20 protein-coding genes are annotated in these 20,729 nt (G+C 41.8%); 14 read left to right on the top strand and 6 right to left on the bottom strand.

What is annotated here, in order from left to right:
- The 8 genes from ACFSJE_RS07150 (at position 1) to ACFSJE_RS07115 (ending at position 7,252) form a co-directional block, all read left to right on the top strand.
- Positions 1-576: an anthranilate synthase component II gene (locus tag ACFSJE_RS07150; protein WP_379830300.1), complete on the top strand. Its 576-nt coding sequence runs from the start codon at positions 1-3 to the stop codon at positions 574-576.
- A 64-nt stretch (positions 577-640) separates the two neighbouring features.
- Complete coding sequence (gene trpD / locus ACFSJE_RS07145) at positions 641-1,636, top strand: anthranilate phosphoribosyltransferase (RefSeq protein ID WP_379830299.1); 996 nt, start codon at positions 641-643, stop codon at positions 1,634-1,636.
- Complete coding sequence (gene trpC / locus ACFSJE_RS07140) at positions 1,633-2,418, top strand: indole-3-glycerol phosphate synthase TrpC (protein ID WP_379830298.1); 786 nt, start codon at positions 1,633-1,635, stop codon at positions 2,416-2,418. The genes trpD and trpC overlap by 4 nt, the downstream gene beginning before the upstream one ends.
- Positions 2,419-2,522: 104 nt before the next feature.
- On the top strand, positions 2,523-3,260 hold the full coding sequence (locus ACFSJE_RS07135; RefSeq protein ID WP_379830297.1) for a phosphoribosylanthranilate isomerase: 738 nt from the start codon (positions 2,523-2,525) through the stop codon (positions 3,258-3,260).
- Between the two features lie 60 nt (positions 3,261-3,320).
- Positions 3,321-4,502: a tryptophan synthase subunit beta gene (gene trpB, locus ACFSJE_RS07130; protein ID WP_379830296.1), complete on the top strand. Its 1,182-nt coding sequence runs from the start codon at positions 3,321-3,323 to the stop codon at positions 4,500-4,502.
- 81 nt (positions 4,503-4,583) lie between these two features.
- Positions 4,584-5,348: a tryptophan synthase subunit alpha gene (trpA, locus tag ACFSJE_RS07125; protein WP_379830337.1), complete on the top strand. Its 765-nt coding sequence runs from the start codon at positions 4,584-4,586 to the stop codon at positions 5,346-5,348.
- A 117-nt stretch (positions 5,349-5,465) separates the two neighbouring features.
- Entirely contained in the window at positions 5,466-5,609 is a 144-nt protein-coding gene (locus ACFSJE_RS07120; protein WP_379830295.1) for a hypothetical protein, read from the top strand.
- A 146-nt stretch (positions 5,610-5,755) separates the two neighbouring features.
- Positions 5,756-7,252, top strand: coding sequence for a M20/M25/M40 family metallo-hydrolase (locus ACFSJE_RS07115; protein ID WP_379830294.1), 1,497 nt, complete (start codon positions 5,756-5,758; stop codon positions 7,250-7,252).
- A 367-nt stretch (positions 7,253-7,619) separates the two neighbouring features.
- Here ACFSJE_RS07115 and ACFSJE_RS07110 read toward each other — a convergent pair whose 3' ends face one another.
- The 5 genes from ACFSJE_RS07110 to ACFSJE_RS07090 all read right to left on the bottom strand — a co-directional run bounded on the left by ACFSJE_RS07110 (position 7,620) and on the right by ACFSJE_RS07090 (position 13,660).
- Positions 7,620-8,297, bottom strand: coding sequence for a uracil-DNA glycosylase family protein (locus ACFSJE_RS07110; protein WP_379830293.1), 678 nt, complete (start codon positions 8,295-8,297; stop codon positions 7,620-7,622).
- A gap of 170 nt (positions 8,298-8,467) precedes the next feature.
- Complete coding sequence (locus tag ACFSJE_RS07105; protein ID WP_379830292.1) at positions 8,468-11,014, bottom strand: phosphoenolpyruvate carboxylase; 2,547 nt, start codon at positions 11,012-11,014, stop codon at positions 8,468-8,470.
- 176 nt (positions 11,015-11,190) lie between these two features.
- A complete protein-coding gene (gene yaaA, locus ACFSJE_RS07100) occupies positions 11,191-11,952 on the bottom strand; it encodes a peroxide stress protein YaaA (RefSeq protein WP_379830291.1) in 762 nt (253 codons plus the stop codon).
- 89 nt (positions 11,953-12,041) lie between these two features.
- On the bottom strand, positions 12,042-13,070 hold the full coding sequence (locus ACFSJE_RS07095) for an RluA family pseudouridine synthase (RefSeq protein WP_379830290.1): 1,029 nt from the start codon (positions 13,068-13,070) through the stop codon (positions 12,042-12,044).
- Complete coding sequence (locus tag ACFSJE_RS07090; RefSeq protein ID WP_379830289.1) at positions 13,070-13,660, bottom strand: PASTA domain-containing protein; 591 nt, start codon at positions 13,658-13,660, stop codon at positions 13,070-13,072. Before ACFSJE_RS07090 ends, ACFSJE_RS07095 begins: the two co-directional genes overlap by 1 nt.
- Before the next feature lie 77 nt (positions 13,661-13,737).
- Here ACFSJE_RS07090 and ACFSJE_RS07085 point away from each other — a divergent pair, with 77 nt between their 5' ends.
- The 5 genes from ACFSJE_RS07085 to ACFSJE_RS07065 all read left to right on the top strand — a co-directional run bounded on the left by ACFSJE_RS07085 (position 13,738) and on the right by ACFSJE_RS07065 (position 19,487).
- The gene (locus ACFSJE_RS07085; protein ID WP_379830288.1) at positions 13,738-14,712 is read left to right on the top strand and encodes a D-alanine--D-alanine ligase; all 975 of its coding nucleotides are present in this window, start codon (positions 13,738-13,740) and stop codon (positions 14,710-14,712) included.
- Positions 14,713-14,745: 33 nt separating this feature from the next.
- Positions 14,746-15,204, top strand: coding sequence for a pantetheine-phosphate adenylyltransferase (coaD, locus tag ACFSJE_RS07080; protein WP_379830287.1), 459 nt, complete (start codon positions 14,746-14,748; stop codon positions 15,202-15,204).
- Between the two features lie 201 nt (positions 15,205-15,405).
- The gene (locus tag ACFSJE_RS07075) at positions 15,406-17,250 is read left to right on the top strand and encodes a PAS domain-containing sensor histidine kinase (protein WP_379830286.1); all 1,845 of its coding nucleotides are present in this window, start codon (positions 15,406-15,408) and stop codon (positions 17,248-17,250) included.
- Positions 17,234-17,647 (top strand): response regulator, encoded by a 414-nt coding sequence (locus tag ACFSJE_RS07070; protein WP_379830285.1) that lies wholly within the window; start codon positions 17,234-17,236, stop codon positions 17,645-17,647. Before ACFSJE_RS07075 ends, ACFSJE_RS07070 begins: the two co-directional genes overlap by 17 nt.
- A 64-nt stretch (positions 17,648-17,711) precedes the next feature.
- Positions 17,712-19,487 carry a M14 family metallopeptidase gene (locus ACFSJE_RS07065; RefSeq protein WP_379830284.1) on the top strand — a complete coding sequence of 592 codons (1,776 nt, stop codon included), beginning with the start codon at positions 17,712-17,714 and terminating at the stop codon, positions 19,485-19,487.
- Here the strand turns inward: ACFSJE_RS07065 and ACFSJE_RS07060 are convergent.
- Positions 19,477-20,082 (bottom strand): NUDIX hydrolase, encoded by a 606-nt coding sequence (locus ACFSJE_RS07060; RefSeq protein ID WP_379830283.1) that lies wholly within the window; start codon positions 20,080-20,082, stop codon positions 19,477-19,479. The two genes, ACFSJE_RS07065 and ACFSJE_RS07060, sit on opposite strands and share 11 nt — an antisense overlap.
- A 7-nt stretch (positions 20,083-20,089) precedes the next feature.
- Here ACFSJE_RS07060 and pyrE point away from each other — a divergent pair, with 7 nt between their 5' ends.
- Positions 20,090-20,728: an orotate phosphoribosyltransferase gene (pyrE, locus tag ACFSJE_RS07055; protein WP_379830282.1), complete on the top strand. Its 639-nt coding sequence runs from the start codon at positions 20,090-20,092 to the stop codon at positions 20,726-20,728.
- Position 20,729: the final 1 nt, after the last annotated feature.

Raw genomic sequence — 20,729 nt, 5'->3', positions numbered from 1 at the left:
ATGGGAAGAAAGATTTTAATGATAGACAATTACGATAGTTTCACCTATAATTTGGTGCACTATCTGGAAGATTTGGATTGTGAGGTCACTGTAAAACGGAACGACCAACTCACACTGGATGAAATTGAACCGTTCGATTATATAGTGCTTTCCCCTGGCCCTGGAATTCCGGATGAAGCAGGATTGCTCAAGGAAATCATCAAGAAATATGCCCCTACCAAACGTATTTTTGGCGTGTGCTTGGGGCTGCAGGCCATTGGTGAAGTCTTTGGCGGAACCTTGGTCAATTTGGATAAAGTTTATCACGGAGTGGATACTGAAATTACGGTAACCAAGGACGACCCTATTTTTAAAGGGTTGCCCAAAACGCTTCAAGTGGGACGATACCATTCGTGGGTGGTCGATACCGATGTGCCAGATGAATTGGAAGTCACCTCGGTGGATGAAAACGGGCAAATCATGTCACTTCGACATAAAACGTATGATGTAACGGCGGTTCAGTTTCACCCCGAATCTGTACTCACCCCAGAAGGAAAACAAATGCTAAAAAATTGGTTGGAGAGCAAAAAGATTTGAGATATGAGATTTTAGTAGTGAGAAATAGCTCAATACTCACTTCTAATATCTAAATACTATAAGAATGAAAGAGACACTAAATAAATTAATCAATCACGAGATACTACCCAAAGAGGAAGCCAAACAGATTTTGGTGAACATTGCCAAGGGCGATTACAACACCTCGCAAATAGCGGCATTCCTTACCGTGTATATGATGCGTAGCATCACCATTGAAGAATTGGAAGGGTTCCGCGATGCGCTGTTGGAACTTTGTCTGGCCGTGGATTTATCCGATTATGACCCAATTGACCTATGTGGAACAGGAGGAGATGGCAAGGACACTTTTAACATTTCCACTTTGGCGTCCTTTGTGACCGCCGGAGCTGGGGTTAAGGTGACCAAGCACGGAAATTATGGAGTATCCTCCAAATGCGGAAGTAGTAATGTAATGGAATTTCTGGGCATCAAATTCAGTAATGAAGCTGATTTTCTGAAAAAATCCATTGATGAAGCGGGGATTTGTGTGCTGCATGCTCCCTTGTTTCATCCTGCCATGAAAAATGTGGGGCCTATCCGGAGGGAATTGGCCGTTAAGACCTTTTTCAACATGTTGGGGCCCATGGTAAACCCTGCCTTCCCTAAAAATCAGATGGTGGGTGTGTTCAACCTGGAGTTGGCCCGAATGTATGGCTACCTCTACCAGAATACCGATAAAAAATTCACGGTGCTGCATGCCTTGGATGGGTATGACGAGATTTCATTAACGGGAGACACCAAGACCATTTCCAACAATTCAGAGAGCATGTTGGCTCCTTCGGATTTTGGTGTGACCAAAATTTCCCAATCAGAAATCACCGGAGGTGAGGACATCGCCGAATCAGCTCAAATATTTTTAAATGTATTGCATGGAAAGGGAACCGAGGCCCAAAACAATGTGGTCTGTGCCAATGCAGGAATCGCCATCGCCACGGTGGAGGGCCTGACCCCTAAAGCCGGTTTTGAAAAAGCGAAAGAATCTTTGTTGAGTGGAAAGGGCTTGGAGGCATTGAAGACATTGCAAAAATTAAGTGCCCAATGAACATCCTAGATAAAATAGTAGCCGATAAACGCAAAGAGGTCGACCTAAAAAAATCATTGATCACTGTCCAACAATTGGAACATTCAGTGATGATGGAACGTACCTCAGTTTCTTTAGCATCCGTATTGCAGAAAAGTAACACCGGAATCATTGCGGAGCACAAACGCCGTTCCCCGTCCAAATCCGTCATCAACCAAAGTTTGAATGTGCAGGATGTGGCCAAAGGCTATGCGGATGCAGGCGCTTGTGGAATGTCGGTTTTGACTGATGGCAAATATTTTGGAGGCTCATTGGATGATTTGGTATTGGCTCGGGCATCGGTGAATATTCCGTTGTTACGTAAAGAATTTATCATTGACGAATACCAGATTGTGGAAGCCAAAGCTTATGGAGCCGATGTGATTTTATTGATTGCCGCAATTTTATCCCGAGAAGAGATTAAATCGTTGTCCCAAACTGCAAAAAGTTTGGGATTGGATGTCCTTTTGGAAGTCCACAATGAAGAGGAATTGCAAAAATCCATCATGCCAAGTTTGGATATGCTGGGGGTGAACAACCGAAACCTAAAAACCTTTGAGGTAAGTTTGGAAACCAGCAAGTCCCTTTCGGAGCAGATACCGGATGATTTTGTAAAGGTTTCGGAGAGCGGTATCAGTTCCATCGAGGCTATCAAAGAACTTCAAACATATGGGTACCAAGGTTTTTTGATCGGGGAGAATTTCATGAAAACGGATGACCCTGGCGCAAATGCCAAAAAATTTATTGATGAATTAAAAAAATAATGCCATTTCGAAATGAGCGTAGCGATTGAGAAATTCCCATTCCGATTTCTCACTTTGATTTCGACTGCGCTCAATCTGACAGTTCGGAATAACAAAAACGAAATATGAAACTGAAAGTCTGTGGCATGCACCATAACCCCACCGAGGTTGCCCAATTGCAACCCGATTATTTGGGCTTTATCTTTTGGGAACCTTCCTCCCGTTTTTTTGAGGGAGACATGCCCCAATTGCCCAAATCCATCAAAAAAGTGGGCGTATTTGTTGATGCTGCTGTGGAAGAGATTTTGGAAAAAGTAGTCCAGTATCAATTGGACGCGATTCAACTTCACGGAAAGGAAAGTGCTGAATTCTGCAAAACATTAAAGGACAACTTTCTGTCATTTCGAGCGCCCGCCTACCGGACGGACAGGCAGTCGAGAAAAAAGAAAGTTGTTCCCCGTGATGAGGTCTTCCCGAAAGCTTTCGGGACGCTCGACCTGACAACTTTGGAAATCATCAAAGTATTTTCCATCAAAGATGACTTTGATTTTTCCATTTTGAAGGACTACGAGGATGTCTGTGATTACTTCCTGTTCGACACCAAAGGAAAATTGCCCGGAGGTAACGGTTATACCTTCGATTGGACTATTTTGGAAAACTATCCCTCCTCCAAACCTTTCTTTTTAAGTGGCGGAATTGGATTGGAATCCGTTGAAAAATTGAAAGAATTTATGAAAAGTCCAGCATCCAAATATTGCTTCGCCATTGATGTGAACAGCAAATTTGAAATAGAACCCGGACGAAAAGATGTCACAGTATTGAAAGTGTTTCAAGAATCACTTTCTGAATTTTTAACCAAGTAAAAACAACCAATTGCCAAAAATGGGTAATTGAGAATTGATAACTGATAATTGTAAATTGATATGAGCTATCACGCTGACGAAAAAGGCTATTACGGAGAGTTTGGCGGGGCATTTATCCCCGAAATGCTCTATCCGAACTGTGAGGAACTTCGGCAAAACTACCTCCAAATCATGGCGGAGCCCTCTTTTCAGGAAGAGTTCCATCAATTATTGAAGGATTATGTAGGCCGCCCTACCCCACTCTATTTTGCCAAACGCCTTTCCGAAAAATACAACACCAAAATCTATCTGAAACGAGAAGATTTATGTCATACCGGTGCCCACAAAGTCAATAACACCATCGGGCAGATTTTGATGGCCAAAAAATTGGGCAAACACCGAATCATTGCTGAAACCGGTGCAGGTCAACACGGGGTGGCCACTGCCACTGTTTGCGCCCTGATGGGCATTGAATGTGTGGTATACATGGGTGAAATCGATATTGCCCGACAAGCCCCAAATGTTGCCCGAATGAAAATGTTGGGGGCCGAAGTGCGTCCTGCCAAATCTGGAAGTAGAACCTTAAAGGATGCCACCAATGAGGCGATTCGTGATTGGATCAATAATCCGGTTGACACCCACTATATTATTGGGTCAGTTGTTGGACCTCATCCCTATCCAGACATGGTGGCTCGATTCCAATCTGTGATTTCGGAAGAAATCAAATCCCAGTTAAAAGAAAAAGAAGGCCGAGAAAATCCAGACTACGTAGTAGCTTGTGTGGGGGGAGGAAGCAATGCTGCGGGTGCCTACTATCACTTTTTGGATACCCCTGAAGTTGGTATCATTGCCGTGGAAGCGGCCGGAAAAGGGATTCACTCTGGAGAAAGTGCCGCAACCTCGGTTTTGGGTAAAGTGGGTATTATCCATGGCAGCAAAACCTTATTGATGCAGACCCAAGATGGTCAAATTACCGAACCATATTCCATATCGGCCGGGTTGGATTATCCAGGGGTTGGGCCGTTACATGCCCATTTGTATACCTCTGGGCGGGGAGAATTTATTTCCATTACGGATGATGATGCCATGACCGCCGGGCTTGGGCTGTGCCAGTTGGAAGGAATTATCCCCGCCATTGAATCGTCACATGCCCTGGCCATTTTTGAGGATAGAAAGTTCAATCCAGATGATGTGGTGGTGGTGAACCTCTCAGGCAGGGGTGACAAGGATTTACAGAATTATATTGATTATTTTAAATTATAACTGTCCCCTTGAGGGGACTTTAGGGGTGTTTTTACATCCCCCTCACCCCCTTCAAAGGGGGAATAGACACAGAATATCATGATGAACAGAATCAAACAAAAACTACAAGAGGATAAAAAACTCCTCTCCATATATTTCACTGCGGGTTATCCCCAATTAAACGACACGGTAAAAATCATCCAAGATTTGGAAAAAAGCGGTGTGGATTTTATTGAAGTGGGGCTGCCTTTCAGTGACCCGCTTGCTGATGGGCCCACTATTCAAGAAAGTTCCACGGCAGCCTTAAAAAATGGCATGCACACCGAACTGCTCTTTGAACAATTAAAAGACATTCGGAAAACGGTTTCCATCCCTTTGATTTTAATGGGCTATTTTAATCCGGTGCTCCAATATGGGGTTGAAGCGTTTTGCAAAAAGTGTCAGGAAATTGGTATCGATGGTCTCATTCTTCCCGATTTACCGTTGGATGTGTATCAAGAAGAATACGAATCCACCTTTAAGCAATATGGCCTCATCAATATCTTCTTGATTACCCCACAGACGAGTGATCAACGAATCAAGGCCATTGATGCAGCTTCAGATGGTTTTATTTACATGGTGAGTTCAGCCAGCACTACGGGCGCCAAAGAAGGGTTTGGAGAAGAACAGTCCTCGTATTTTGAACGCATCTCTGGCATGCATCTGAACAATCCACAAATTGTTGGCTTTGGCATCAGTAATGCCCAAACATTTCAACAAGCCACCGAGAAAACAAAAGGTGCCATCATTGGTTCTGCTTTTATTAAGCACTTGACGCAAAATGGTGTCAATGGCATTGGTGATTTTGTGAAAAACATCAGAAAATAGCGGCTCAAAAGCCATTGTAGTGTTGGGTTAACAGTTACTAACAAAGTTTTATAAAGGGGTTAACGGAGTTTCACGGCTGTATCTATTATCTTGAAGTGAATCAAGAAAAAGAAAGATATGGGAGTTATTAAAGAAAAGAAAAAGTTTAATCGAAAAGTGGAACAGAACAATCCTACCAATCCTACGGGAAATATAAATCAAACGACGAACAAGGTAGATTTTGATGATGATTCCATAAAAAAACAGCAAAACAAAAAATAAGTTTTCACACATACAATTAGAGGTTGAATCCTCTTAAGCCCCATTAGCGCAAACCTGATGGGGCTATTTTTTTGACTTTGGCCAAAATTTACGGTTTTATGAATCAAAATCGTTAATTTTCATCCTTCAAAAACTGAACTCAAATCATGAAAAGAACTGTCTTTTTACTAACGTCGCTGATTGCCATTTCGGTTTCGGCTCAAGACGATATGGCCATTAAGTCCCAAGTGGCCTCAGCCATTAAAGAATTACGGGAGTTCATCGCCATTCCCAACGATGCTTTGAACGCCCGCGATATTGATGATAACGTATTTTGGCTGAAACGAAAATTTGGGGAACGTGGCTTCAACACTGCAATTTTGGAAACGGAGAACATGCCGCTTTTCTTTGCTGCATTGCCCGTGGATGATGCCAAACCTACGCTTCTTTTGTACATGCATTTTGATGGACAGTCCGTTGACCCATCCAAATGGGACCAACCCAATCCGTATGAGGTTGTATTGAAAGCTCCCGAAGGTGATGGTTTCAAAACCGTTTCCTTTGATGAGCTTGATGATGATATTAACTACGACTGGCGGTTGTTCGGTCGTTCCACTTCGGATGACAAATCGCCGATCATCATGTTTTTGAATACAATTGACCTCCTGAAAAAAGATGGAAAAGAAATCCCAATCAATGTGAAGGTGATTTTGGATGGCGAGGAAGAAAAAAGCAGCGAACCCCTTCCCAAGGCCGTAAAACAATACCGCGAATTACTGGAAGCCGACTTTTTGGTGATTGCTGATGGCCCAACGCATTCCACCGGCGACCCAACGGTAGTGTATGGTTGCAGAGGAATCACTACGCTGACATTGACCACTTATGGACCTATAAAGCCACAGCACAGTGGACATTACGGCAACTATGCCCCTAACCCAGGGTTTCAATTGGCACAATTGCTCGCCAGTATGAAAGACAAGGATGGCAAAGTGACCATTCCTGGGTATTATGATGGAATCACTATAAGTGATTCGGCCATGGAAGTCTTAAAGAGTGTTCCGGATAGCGATGCGGAAATTTCGGATAACCTTCAATTTAAATCAGCCGAAAAAGTGGGCGGATTTTATCAGGAGGCCCTTCAATATCCTTCCCTGAATATTCGAGGTCTGGGTTCTGGATGGATTGGCGACAAAGCCCGAACCATAGTACCCGAAAGTGCCACAGCCGAGTTAGACCTTCGCTTGGTGGTGGAAACCGATGGAAATCGCTTAAAAAAATTAGTGAAAGACCATATTGCAAAACAGGGGTACACTGTATTTGACCATGTTCCCACAAAAGAGGAACGGATGGCCTATGACAAAGTGGTCACCGTGACCGAGGGCAGCGTTACCGATGCGTTCCGCACTGATTTGGACAATCCCTACGGACAGTTTTTGGTAAAAACCTTGGGAGAACAGTTTGGCAAGGACGTGATTCAAATCCGAACCACGGGAGGAACAGTCCCAATCGCTCCTTTTATCAACGAGTTGAAGATTCCCGCTTTTATTGTCCCTATGGTGAATCCAGACAATAATCAGCATAGTCCCAATGAAAATTTAAAAATTGGGCAATTGGCCTACGGAATTAAGGCCTTTTATGGGATGCTGACTTCAGCAATAGATTAAATCCAGCGAACGGAAACCAAATAAAAAACCGCCTTCAAAATTGAAGGCGGTTTTATTTGTTAAAATAGGAGATTAAAATTGTTCCTAATTATCATTCTTTTTGCGTTGACCAGGGGCATACGCCTTAGCGCTTTTAGCTCCGGTCGCTTTTTTAACTTGACCGGGTGCTGTACTACTTTTCACAGTTCCGTGATTTACTTTACAGGAAGCTATCATAACCATTGCGCATAAAGCGACGGTAATTCTAAGTAAGTTTTTCATGATATTAATTTTGGGTTTCCTTGAATGTATGCTTTAAAACGTAAAATTGGGGTAAAAATTGACCAATGCCCTAATCCATTTGACGAATAGATTGACTGTATTGCTTTTAACCCAAATCCTCAAAAAAATCCCGGTATTGCATAACCCTAAAATCAAAAGTGGTGAAGGATGGGTTTTCGCTTTTGAGGTCTTTGTACAACTGAAGGCTACCAATTGCCCGGTTTGCCGCACCCGACGGTGCTGTAAGGGAAACGGTCTTTACCCTTCTATTTTCAATCTCAACCTCATGAATACGAGGCACTTCATCGGAAACTACGTCTAGCTGTAGACCATACTCCTTCAATTGCCTCCGGAAAAAGTATTCAGGGCCATTTTTACTGTTTCCGCCAGTGAACAAAAGGGTATCAACATTGGGGTAATCCTTTAAATATCCGACCAAATCCCGAAGCACCACGTTTTTCATTCCTAAATCCGAGGCATCAATCTTCTCACGTTCGGCACTGTGGACGATATCGCAGACCCCTATTTTATATTTTAACAAGAAGTGCTCTCGTTGTAGAATAGCTTCGGCTGTATTTTCGAATTTAAGATTCAGCCCAAAAATCCGGTCCAAAATTGGCCAAAGCATTCCATTGCAACTTCCATAGCAAAAATCCACATCTTCCAACTTCAATTCACCTGTAGTGAACCGAGGTGGTGGGAGAGTGCCCACAATCAATTTTGTGGCCTCGGGAAATAGAAAAGGCTCATAAGGATGGGTATGCTTAAATAGTTCCAAGTTCAAAAGTTGTAAGTTTTAAGCAATCTTATCTTTGAATGCTTTCATTATTTTAAAAAAATAATAGAATCCGTCATGCTGAACTGGTTCCAGCATCACATGAACTTTTCATTCAACTAACTTGATGAGACCCTGAGATCAACTCAGGGTGACGGAACATAAACTAAAAAAACATTTTACGCCGAGTTTCTACTGGCATTGATATTTCCGTAAAGGGAGCGGGTCACAATTTTCTCGTAAAGCTCTTTGTATTCTGAATTTTGGGTGATGTGATACAGTGCATTCTGTTGAATGACCAATAATGGCAACACAATTTTCTCCCTAATTTTTACGGATTCACGGGAAACTTCTTCGTCTTCCATCAATATGCTCAGGCCTGAAATCTGCAAGAGCATCTTTTTGGAGAGTTCAAATTCCCTATGAAGAATATTCCAAAAATCTCCAAACTCAGGGTCTTCCTTCATATAGCTGGTCAAATCAAAATTGGTCTTTGCCAATGACATCATACTGTTGAGCATCAACGCCTTAAAGAACGGAACTTCTTTGTACAGTTTTTTCACTTCGTTCAGTCTGCCCTCATCCTTCAAGGTTTGCAGCGCGGTACCCAATCCAAAATAACCGGGAACGTTCTGCTTCAATTGGCTCCATGAACCCACAAATGAAATCGCCCTCAAATCAGAAAGTGTCAATTGAGCTTTGTTGCCCCGTTTTCCAGGCCTACTTCCAATATTGGCTTTGGTATAATATTTTAGGGTACTGCGGTGTTCCAAATAAGGAATGAACTTGTCATGCTGTTTTAGCGCGTCGTACTTTTCAAAACTAAGCTCCGAAAGTTCCTCCATTAATTTGCGCTGTGCTCCAGAAATCACCAGTTCCTTTCCGAAGATATTGTTGCTAAGACCAGCCGTAAGCAATTGCTCCGAGTTATGGATAAACTGCTCCTTAGTACCATAGGTACTGGTAATGGTCTGTCCTTGAATGGTAAGCTGAATTTCGTGATTGGCCACATCTTTGGTCTGCGCTGCGTAAAACCGGTGTGTCTTTCCACCTCCCCTTGCTGGTGGTCCTCCCCTACCATCAAAGAAAATGGCTTTGATACCATTCTTTTTGCAAACTTTGCTCAAGGTTTCCTTGGTTTTGAGGATAGACCAGTTTGCTTTTAAGTAACCGCCATCCTTGGTTCCATCCGAAAAGCCCAACATTATGGTATGGGTTTCATTTCGACGCTCCAAGTGTTTTCGGTATGCAGGAATATCAAAGAGGGTCTGCATTACTTCCTCAGCGGCTTCCATACCCTTCATGGTCTCGAACAATGGAATGATATCGAAGGTGATGTCCTTTTCATCCCAACCACACCATCTAAATAATCCAAACACGAACAAAACGGCAAAAATATCCTCTGAATTACTGATAATATAACGATTGCAGCCATCTTGTCCATTCTTCGCCTGAATCTCACCCAATTGCTTGATGTTGGTGATGGTATCTTTTACAATATCATCCTCAAAATCATCAGGGTTCAAGGTGATGTTCTCCTTCAGCAACCATTTAATAAGTTCTTTTTCCTTTAGCTCGGAAATACTTTCCTTGATGGCTCCTTTTTGTTTTAAAATAGTTTCCACAACAAGAAGATGCTTACTGTTATCTTGGCGAATGTCCAAAGTGGCAAAATGGGTCTTGAAAATGTGCACCTTGTCCGTAAACTTATCCAAAAGGTCCAAATACAACTCGTGGTAGTCCGCAATCAATTTTTCGCGAATGGTCCCCAAATGTTCAATAATCTCTTCATAAGATATAGGCGCATTCGGGTCGAACATGGCTTTATAGAGCTTGCCGCTCAATTCATTTAGGTGCTCCTGAACACCTTTGAATGTCAATTTTTTGCGCAGTTCCTTCAACTCATTGTAATAGCATTTCATCAATGTAAGTCGAAGTTCATCAGCGACTTCTTTGGTAATATCAGCCGTTACAAAAGGGTTTCCGTCCCTATCGCCACCGGGCCAAAATCCAAGTTTTATAATGTTGTAGTTTTCAAAATCAGCATCCCGGATGTTGCTCTTTACATATTGATACAACTCGCCTACGGCGTCATAATAGGTATTCCTTAAAATGTAGATGATGTTTTTGGCTTCGTCCAAGGGCGTTGGCTTTTTAGCATTCACCAAAGAAGTCAATCCCAATTGTTGAAGGGTCACATCGATATCATAAATACGGTCTTCATCGATAAGCGATTGCAATTCCGCAATAATGTCCAAAACCGCTGGAGTATAAAATTGTGTAGGGTGGGCGGTCAGTACAATCCGTGCACTAAAGGTTGAAAGTTTTTTGGATACTTTATCCCAGTTTTTGGTGCGGTTTACCAACTCAAAATAATCCTTAATCGTCAAGGAATTACTGTATTTCTGCAATTTAGAAAAAGCAGAATCCTCAACACTGTCATAAAGCACTACTTGGCGTTCCACATATTGAATGATACGGAACATAAAATCCAACCGCTCTCTTTCATCTTGGATATCGGCAAAATTGGCAAAAAAGACTTCCAAAATTTCTTGGGGATCCTTGCCCGCTTTAAGTCCTTTTTCGCACTGATCCAATAATAATGGGATAAGCATCCCCACATTCTCAATGTTTTTGTAGGGTAAACTCAGAAAAAGGCTGTTGTAAATGTTGAATTTATTGGTGACCGATTTTTTAAACTCTTCTAATCGTCTGGACTGCTGCATACTTCGGTGTTAGTGTTTTCTATATTGTTTGAGTACCCAAAGATCGGCATAAAAGCCAAACCTGAGGATTAAATTCGCTCCTATCACAATTTAAGACATGTGTTCCACAAACCTAACACCTTGTCTTGTTTTTTAAAAGAAGTTACCCCTAAATCTCGGGGAGAAAATTTGCTGATTTATCGGATGAACACGGGTTGATTTTCCTTGAGGGTATGCTCTGCACTGAACAGATACCCATCATAATCAAAGCCTTTAATGTCATCCAATGTCTTGGCATTGGTATCCAAAATATACCGCACCATGGAACCTCGGGCCCTTTTGGCAAAAAAACTGATGATTTTCAGCGTGTCGTTCTTCCAATCTTTAAAAATTGGGGTGATCACGGGCACTTTCAGCTTTTTTTCATCGATGGCCCCAAAATACTCGTTGCTGGCCAAATTAACGAACAACTCATCCTCTTTCAGCTCTTCATTTAGATAGTCGGTAAGCTGTTTTTTCCAAAACTCATGAAGGTTCTTTTTTCTTCCCACCTTCAATTGGGTTCCCATTTCCAAGCGGTAGGGTTGCATCAAATCCAATGGCTTTAAAATTCCATAAAGACCTGATAAGATTCGGAGGGTGTCCTGTAGCTCATCCAACTTTTCCTCTGGAATGGTATAGGCATCCAGCCCCTGATACACATCCCCATTAAAAGCATACACTGCAGGTCTGGCATTGTCCGTGGTAAAGGGCAATGAAAATTGTTGATTTCGCTCCCAGTTCAGTTCGGCCAAATTGTCTGAAATTGACATCAACTTGGACAAGGCTTTGGGCTTTTTCTTTTTAAGAATGCCGTTCAGCTTTTCGGATTGTTCCAAAAATTGGGGTTGACTATATTGGGTTGTAGGCAAAGTGGTTTCAAAATCGAGCGACTTTGCCGGTGATACTACAATTTTCATCAGAAACTAAATTTTCGTAAAAATAGCGAGCTTTTTGGTTTTATGGAGTGATGGACTAAAGGTGTTTTCAATCTTAAGATTGAAGATAACTATGATTCGTGATGCTTGGCATATCCGCGCCACTTTTCAATGCCGTTGACCATATCTTCGGGCAATTCAGAATTGAAACGAAGAAACTCTCCCGTCACCGGATGCTCAAACCCCAATGTCTTAGCATGAAGGGCCTGTCTGGGCAAAACCTTAAAGGCATTTTCCACAAACTGCTTGTATTTGGTAAAGGTGGTTCCCTTCAAAATTTTATCCCCACCATAGCGCTCATCGTTGAAGAGGGTGTGGCCGATATATTTCATGTGAACCCGAATCTGGTGGGTACGTCCCGTTTCCAATCGGCATGAAACCAAGGTCACATAGCCAAATCGTTCCAAAACCTTATAGTGAGTAACAGCCTCTTTGCCATCTTCGCCATCCGGAAACACCACCATCTGCAGTCGGTTTTTGGGATTTCGTCCAATATGGCCCTCCACTGTGCCTTCATCTTCCTCCACATTGCCCCAGACCAAAGCTATGTATTCACGTTCGCTGCTTTTTTCAAAAAACTGCTGGGCCAAATGGGTCATAGCCAATTCGGTTTTGGCAATTACCAAAAGTCCAGAGGTATCTTTATCTATTCGGTGTACCAAACCGGGGCGTTCGGAGCTGTTGTTGGGTAAATTATCAAAATGATAGACGAGCGCATTGATCAAAGTACCGGAATAATTTCCATGACCGGGATGCACCACCATTCCTGCAGGTTTGTTGACCACCAGTAAAGAATCATCCTCATACACAATATCTAGAGGGATGTTCTCCGGGGTCAGCAAAAATTCATACGGTGGATGCTCAAACAAAACCTTCACCTCATCCCCTGCCTTAACTTTGTAATTTTGTTTGACGATGGACCCGTTCACCCAGATATGGCCATCCTTTGCTGCCTGCTGAATCTTGTTTCGGGTAGCGTTTTCAATGAAATTCATTAAAAACTTGTCCACACGTAACGGTTCCTGCCCTTTTGAGGCCACAAACCTATAATGCTCAAAAAGTTCGTCTTGTGACAGTTCTTGGATATCGGAATCGTCCATTACTCTTCAGATTCGGCCTGAACGCGCGCACTTCCAGGGATGGTTCCGTTGCCGCAAATCAATTCAACCTTGGAGGTTTTGGGCAATTTGTCGCCAGGTTTCACATATTTCCCCTTGTGTTTCATGTTGTAGACCATGTCCTTACCCAACTCATCAATATAGGTTACCCGTTCCACTTCCAATCCAACAGCGCGTAGCATGGAGGCCGCATTCCGTTGGGTCACTTGGATGATATCGGGGACACTTACTTTTTTATATCCGGATGGATTCACCGTAAAATAAATTTTACGGTTGGCCTTTACCTTACTGCCTGCATGTGGGTTTTGCTCCAAAATGGAAAATCGGGGATAATCTGGATTGTATTCCGATGAATCCAATACCTGATATCGTAACCCGGCATCTTCCACTGCTTTTCGCATATCAGATACGGACATTTTGGAGAAATCCGGAACCTCAACAAATTCGCCATGATTGGTGGTGCTCTTTAACCATTGCAACGCAATAAGGACCAATACCACAACAGCTACCACAGCCAACCCCAGTTGGATGAAAAATGTCTTGCTCTTTAAAAAATTCAAAAATTGCTTCATGCGAAATGCCTTATGTGGACAAATATAGGAAAGCCAGTCCTTTTTTCTTTATTTTGGCACTGCGATTCGACAAGCCAATGAAAAAAAACATAGCCATTGTAATGGGCGGCTATTCCAGTGAGTATGGAATTTCCATGAAGAGCGGTAGTGTGGTATATCGCTATTTGAACAGCGAAAAATACTCCCCTTACCGTATTGTGATTACCAAAGAAAAATGGGCGTATCTGAATGATGCCGATGAAGAAATCCCTGTTGATAAGTCCGATTTCAGCATAACCCTTGAAGATAAAAAAATCAGGTTTGACTGTGTTTTCAATGCTATACATGGAACTCCAGGTGAAGATGGGTTGCTCCAAGCTTATTTTGAATTGCTCGATATTCCGCAAACCTCCTGCGACCATTATGAAGCCGCACTTACTTTCAACAAAAGGGACTTGTTGAGCACACTTAAACCCTATGGGGTGCACTGTGCCACTTCCTACTATTTGGATAAAGGCGACTCTATTGATGAAGACCATATTGTAGAAAAAGTGGGGCTTCCCTGTTTTGTGAAAGCCAACAGAGCTGGAAGTAGTTATGGGGTTTCCAAAGTCTATGAAAAGGAAGGACTGACCAAGGCGTTGGACAATGCCTTTTCGGAAGACAACGAGGTAATTATTGAATCTTTTTTGGATGGAACCGAGGTTTCTGTGGGGGTGATAACATATAATGGAAAGGTAATGGTACTACCCATTACGGAAATTGTTTCGGAAAACGATTTTTTTGATTTTGAAGCCAAATATCTGGGAAAATCACAGGAAATTACCCCCGCCCGAATTTCCAAAAAACAGGAGGAGAATGTGAGGCACTGGGCAGAATTCATTTATAAAACACTGGGGTTAAAGGGCTATACCCGCAGTGAATTTATTTTTATTGGAGACACACCCCATTTATTGGAAGTCAATACCACCCCAGGGCTTACAGAAGAAAGTATTCTTCCCAAACAGGCCAAGGAAGCTGGAATATCCTTAGAGGAATTATTTGCTAGTGCCATTGAGGAGGCTTTACGGTAGAAAATCAGTATTTTTAGACAAACTTTGCCATCCATGAGACGTGCTATTTTTCCCGGTTCCTTTGATCCCCTAACCCTTGGTCATTACGACATTATTAAAAGGGGCATCACTCTTTTTGATGAATTGGTCATCGCCATTGGAATCAATGCGGACAAAAAATACATGTTTTCGTTGGAGGAACGTACCGAGTTCATAAAAGGGGCATTTAAGGATGAGCCCAAAATCAAAGTGCTCACGTATCAAGGAATGACGGTTGATTTCTGCAAAAAAATCAATGCCGATTTTATTTTAAGGGGGCTTCGCAACCCAGCGGATTTTGAATTTGAAAAAGCTATAGCCCACACCAACAGAAAACTTTCAGAAATTGAAACGGTCTTTTTATTGACTTCTTCGGGCAAATCTTATATAAGCTCTTCCATAGTCAGGGACGTTATTAGAAATGGCGGTGATTACACTGGATTGGTACCAGAAACTGTCATAGTAAAACCCTAATTATTTCCAGTTTTTTTGTAGCTCTTCTTTTAACTTTGTAGGGTAAATCTGTTATCTTTATAAAAGTCAAACCTTGACATTTATCAATAAAACAACATTTTTGAGTTCTTTCACAACAAATAATAAGTAGGAAAAATCAATACATTTACATTGGTCTTGAATTTCTTGATTGTAAGAAAGTTTCCCTAATAACCCCGTATTTTGAAAGCAGTTGAGAGTATTGCCCAACATTACTTACTGAAACAACTTCCTACAGCACTTGCGCTTGTAGGGATGGATGGCATTCTTGTGGACGCTTCCGATTCTTGGCTGCATACTTTTGGCCTAACCCCAAAAGATACTGTCGGCATTCATGTTTATGACTTATTTAAGGACTATAATATGGAATGCGGGCAAAGTTTAAGGGACTGCCTCGGAAAAAGTACCACTAACACTTGTAGGTTCAAAAAAGGAGAAGGTTCTTCAGAACTATGGTATGAAAATACCTTTACACCTTGGTATGATGAAAAGGAAAATCTGATTGGCTCTATAATCCAAACTCAAAATATCACCGAAGAAATTTGCAAAGAGCAAGAGCTGAATCGGATGATCAACTTACTGAAAACAAAATCAGAAGTTGCAAAAGTGGGCTGCTGGGAATATGATCTTATTGAAGAACAGCTATTCTGGTGCGAGGAAACCAAAAAAATACATGAAGTTCCTGCATCATACACCCCCGAAGTAAATGAGGCCATTTCATTTTACAAACAAGGATTTAGCAGAAACAAAATATCAATGCTGTTTCACCAAGCCCTTGAAAATGGTACTCCCTTTAGTGAAAAATTGATCATACTTACCAGCAAAGGAGAGGAAAGGTGGGTAAGGGCCTCAGGCAAACCCATTAAAGAAAATGGACAAATTGTGAAGCTGTTTGGTACGTTCCAAGATATTCACGAGCAAGTTTTGGCCGAGTTGCAAACCCAGGAAAGCCAACAGTTATTGACCACGCTAATTGACAATCTCCCGTTAAATGTTTTTGTAAAGGATACAGATTCCCGTAAAATCCTAGTCAACAAGGCGGAATGCGACTATTTGGAAAAAAGTCCAGAAGAATTGATTGGCAGAACCGATTTTGACCTTTATGATACTGAAATTGCCAAGATGTCCAGAGATGAAGACCTCGAGGTAATGCGTACATTAAAACCCATTTTAGGAAGAGAGACCATCAGTGTAAAAAAAGACGGGCAGACCACCAATTTCCTAACCTCAAAAATCCCACTTTTTGATATTGAGGGCAAAGTCAACGGCCTTATTGGCATTAGCATGGACATTTCAGGTTTAAAAAAGAAGGAGGATCAGCTTCGGAATCTTATCAACGTTACTTCGCTCCAAAATAAAAAGTTGATCAATTTTGCCCACATTGTATCACATAACCTAAGATCGCACTCCGCCAATTTCTCCATGCTTTTGGAATTCTTGGTAAAAGAAGAGGATGAAGCAGAAAAAGAACGTATTGTGGGCATGTTGTCCAGTGCATCAAACGACCTGATGGAAACTTTGGAGAATTTAAACCAGATCATCGACATCAATACCAATGTAAATCTGGACAAAAAGCCTTTGAATCTGCATGAGAATATTTCAAGGGTAGAAAAAAACCTCACAGCCTTGTTAGGGCAGCATCGAGCTGAAATCAAGAATAATGTGCCCAAAGATTTATGTGTTCACAGTGTTCCGGCCTATCTAGACAGTATAATTCTTAATCTAATAACCAATGCGATTAAGTATAAAAGTCCGGACAGAAACCCTGTAATTACCATAAATGCACGTAAACAGGACAAAGCCGTAATTTTTAGTTTTTCCGATAATGGATTGGGAATAGACCTAGAACGATATGGGGGTAAAATATTTGGAATGTACAAAACGTTTCATAACAATAAGGAGGCTCGAGGGCTTGGTCTTTACATTATAAAGAACCAGATAGAGGCCATGGGCGGAAACATAACCGTTAATAGTGAAGTAGATAAGGGTACTACATTCAATGTGTATTTTAATGAAGAAAGTCAATAGCATTTTTATTGTGGACGATGATCCAATCACAGTTTTTGGCATAAGAAAGATGTTGAAACCTGTAGCCATTTGTGAGGATGTGCAAATTTTTCAAAATGGAAAGGAAGCCTTGGAGGCCATTATCCAAAGAATGGATGAAGGCGGTTATATCCCGGAAGTAATTTTTTTGGACATTAACATGCCCATTATGGATGGTTGGGACTTTTTGGACGAAATCATGACTTTGGAGCTGTCGGAAAAAATCATCATCAACATGATTACTTCCTCCATAGATCCGCTGGATTATCAAAAGTGGAACGATGCAAAGGCAAAATGCCTGCATATTCTCAATTTTAAGAACAAACCCATTTTTAAGATCGAGCCCACTGATTTGGATTGCATTGATCTTGCGTCCTGATCATAATATTCCGTATTTTTAAGCTTTTAACCGAGTTTTTATAATTCAAAAAGAGCTTTTTATCTTGAAACGCCTCATCTTTTTCGCCGTTCTTATATTTCTTGTGTCCTGTGAAACAAAAACAGAGGATCAAGTAGCTTCTTACCAAACATTCTACGAAGCATCCAACGGACTGGAAACCCCAACGTATCAGGAAACCATTGCCTTTTATATTCGTCTGGCCCGTGATTTTCCCCAGATCAATATCCACACCATTGGCAAAACAGATAGCGGATACCCATTGCACATGGTAACGTTCAATCCTGATGGCGATTTCAATTTTGAAAATGTCAGAAAGGAAAAAGCCATTATATTGATTAATAATGGTATCCACCCCGGGGAAAGTGATGGTATTGATGCCACCATGCTCCTTTATCGGGACTTGGCAACGGGAAAATTGAAACCTCCAAAAAAGACCATTTTGGTGACCATTCCCATTTATAATATCGGCGGGGCACTTAACAGAAATTCCACTACCAGAGCTAACCAAAACGGACCCTTGGAATATGGGTTTCGAGGTAATGCCCAAAATTATGATCTCAACAGGGATTTCATTAAAATGGACACCAAAAATGCCAAAAGCTTTGCGCAGATATTTCATCAGGTAAAACCCGATGTTTTTATTGACAACCACGTGAGCAATGGCGCAGATTACCAATACACGCTGACCCACCTGTTCACGCAGCACAACAAATTAGGGGGTAAAATGGGTGATTTTCTCCATGACGAATTCATGCCAGACCTAGAACATTCGCTTTCAAAAAAGGATTGGGATATCACTCCGTATGTCAATGTATTCAATGTACCGCCAGAGCTAGGTTTCAACCAATTTATGGACCACCCCAGATATTCCACTGGATACACCACCTTATGGAATACGTTTGGACTGATGGTGGAAACCCATATGCTAAAGCCTTACAAGCAGCGGGTTGAAGGAACCTACGAACTCATGGAAAGTTTAATTGATGTTGTTGAAAGGGACTATGATGATATTAAATCGCTCCGAAAAGAAACCATGGAGGCCAACCCAAAACGCACCGAATATTATTTTAATTGGCAGGTAGATACCACTCAAACTTCCACCCTAAATTTTAAAGGGTTTGAAGCAGACCGTTTACAGAGCGAAGTCACAGGACTGCCCCGCTTAAAATATGACCGCTCCAGACCGTTCACCAAAGAGACCGTATACCGCGATTATTTTTATCCTACGGATACCGTTTCAGTTCCCGCTGCCTACATTTTAAAACAAGGATGGGAAAAGGTTGTTGACCGTTTAGAAGCCAATAAAATCAACTATTTTAAACTGGAAAAGGACACTACCCTCCGCATTGAGGCGTATGAGATTGCTGACTACCAAACCAGAAATGCTCCGTATGAAGGACATTACCTGCACTACAACACCCAAGTGAAGAAGCATTCCAAAAAAGTTCATTTTAGAGCTGGAGATGTTATGATTCCAACACAACAAGCTGGAATTCGATATATTCTGGAGACCTTGGAGCCTCAAGGGGTTGATTCATTCTTCAACTGGAATTTTTTCGATACGGTTCTTCAGCAGAAAGAAGGATTTTCACCCTATGTTTTTGAGGATATTGCCTTGGAAATGCTTGAAAAGGATTCTGTATTGCGCCATAACTTTTTGTTCAAAAAAGAATTTGAACAGGAGTTTGCGGAAAATTGGTATGCACAATTGGATTGGATTTTTAGTCAGTCCAAATATTTGGAAGATGCCTACCTAAATTATCCAGTGTACCGCATCCTTAAGAATTCGGAAGCAGCTGGGATATTGCCTAAGCCATAGGTTTGGGGTTTTCTTCAAACAAAATTCGAATATTGTGGTACGAATTCTCCAAGGCCTTTGCCGCCTTTTTGGGGCCTTTCCATTTTACCTTCACAATCCCCTCCGATTTATCACCGGACAATTTTCCTTTATATGATGTGGACATTGAAAACCAATGTACTTCCTTTAGTTGGTACTCCCCTCCCCTTTTAAAAATGTGGTAGGTGGTGCGCAGAAATTTATCAATGGTGAGACCCTTCACTCCTGTCTCCTCTTCCACTTCCCGTATGGCAGCATTTTCAATGGTTTCCCCTTTATCCACTTTACCCTTGGGCAAATCCCATTTCCCATTTCTATAGATGAAGAGTACCTTACCTTTTGGATTGGTCACAAAACCTCCTCCAGCAGCCACAACCGGTATCTTATGCCTGAACATTTTCATCAATTTAAGAATGTCCGGATGATAGAGATAAGCCTTGTCCAGCTTTCCTTTGGCCAACAATTCAATAATCTTTAAAAGAGAATCATCTTCCAAGGAAAATAGATTTCCGTTGGAATCTTTAGGGCGCTCGTTTGTTAAAATCAGTGGGGACTCATTAACAAAAACTTCATACATTTGCGCAATGGTTTTAGATAAGGGAATTGCTAAAAAAACAGCGGAGCTGCTTTTACAAATTAATGCAATTAAGTTGGAACCCGAAAATCCATTTACATGGGCATCTGGGTGGAAATCGCCAATTTATTGCGACAATAGGATCATGTTATCGTATCCTGAAATCCGGAATTTTGTTAGAGAGGAAATGGCCAAACAGGCGGAAAACCTGTATGGGAAACCCGATGTCATTGCCGGGGTGGCCACAGGGGCCATTGGTATTGGTATTTTGGTGGCCGAAGCACTCGGTCTGCCATTCATTTATGTGAGACCGGAGCCTAAATCCCATGGACGGCAGAACCAAATTGAAGGCAATTTGGAATCGGGCCAAACCGTTGTGGTCATTGAAGACCTCATTAGTACCGGAAAAAGTAGTCTCAATGCAGTTCGTGCCCTAAAAGATGGTGGTGCCAATGTAAAAGGTATGTTGGCCATTTTCACCTATGGTTTTCCCGTGGCGACCGATAATTTCGAGAAAGAGGAAGTGGAATTGCACACCCTTTCCGATTACGAACACCTGATTGAACAGGCGTCTGAAACCCATTACATCAAAGAATCACAGTTGAATACCCTTTTGCAGTGGAAATCCAATCCACAGCAATGGAAATAAA

Source organism: Flagellimonas iocasae (assembly GCF_042682725.1).
Lineage (GTDB): Bacteria > Bacteroidota > Bacteroidia > Flavobacteriales > Flavobacteriaceae > Flagellimonas > Flagellimonas iocasae.
This window is presented reverse-complemented; position numbering and strand designations above follow the sequence as displayed.